The sequence below is a fragment of the Kineococcus indalonis genome (assembly GCF_009906395.1).
Taxonomy (GTDB): domain Bacteria; phylum Actinomycetota; class Actinomycetes; order Actinomycetales; family Kineococcaceae; genus Kineococcus; species Kineococcus indalonis.
Genome location: NZ_JAAALM010000884.1, coordinates 1 through 945 on the forward strand (window position 1 = coordinate 1; position 945 = coordinate 945).

Here is a 945-nt window from a genome sequence, read left to right on the forward strand (position 1 = left end):
GTGCTGCGCCCACCCGCGCCCTGAACGCCCGGCTGCTGCGGCGCCAGGTCGCGCGCTGGGCGCAGCACCCCGGCCCGCGCGCGCTGTGGACGTACACGCCGTACACGTACGGGCTGGAGCACCTGGCCGACGCGACCGTCTACCACCTGGTGGACCTGCTGCACGAGAACCCCGGCGTGCACGCCGCGCGCCTGCTGGCCGCCGAGCGCGCCCTGGCCCGCACCGCCGGCCTGGCCATCGGCACCAGCGCGGCGATCGCCGCGCACCTGGAGCGGCAGGGCTTCGCGCCGGTGCTGAGCCTGCCCAACGTCGCCGACGTGGACGTCTTCGCCCGCGCCGCCGCAGAGCGCACCGCCCCCCGCGAGCCCGTCGCCGTCTTCGCCGGCACGCTCGCCGCGCACAAGGTGGACCTGCCGCTGCTGGCCCACCTGGCGCACCGGCTGCGCGGGCGCGCGCAGCTGCGCCTGGTGGGCCCGCTCGCGCCGGGCACCGCCGGCGCGCCGGGCTGGTCGGAGCTGCTGGCGGCGGGCGCGCAGGTGCTGCCGGCGGTGGGCCCGCGGGAGCTGGCCGCGCAGCTGGCGGGCGCCGCGGTCGGCCTGGTGCCGTACCGGGTGACGCCGCTGACCGAGGGGGTCAGCCCGCTGAAGACGTACGAGTACCTGGCCGCCGGGCTGGCCGTGGTGAGCACGCCGCTGCCGGCGGTGTCCGCGCTGCCGGGCGCGGTGTGGGTGGAGGACGGCCCGCAGCGCTTCGCCGAGCGCGTCCTGGACCTGCTGGCGCGGGCGGACCCGCAGCTGCCGGCGCGCTGCCGCGCCGCCGCGGCCGGGCACGACTGGTCCCGGCGCGGGCACCGGCTGCGCGAGGTCCTCGGCGACCTGCTGCCCGCCTGACCCGGCGCGGTCGACGGGTGGCGCGCGGTCAGCCGGCGGCGCGCCACCCGTCGAC

Annotated in this window: 1 protein-coding gene; it reads left to right on the top strand. The window is 80.1% G+C overall.

The window, feature by feature from the left end:
• The coding region (locus GTR00_RS21725; protein ID WP_166613566.1) for a glycosyltransferase at nucleotides 1-890 on the top strand (890 nt) is incomplete at its 5' end.
• Nucleotides 891-945: the final 55 nt, after the last annotated feature.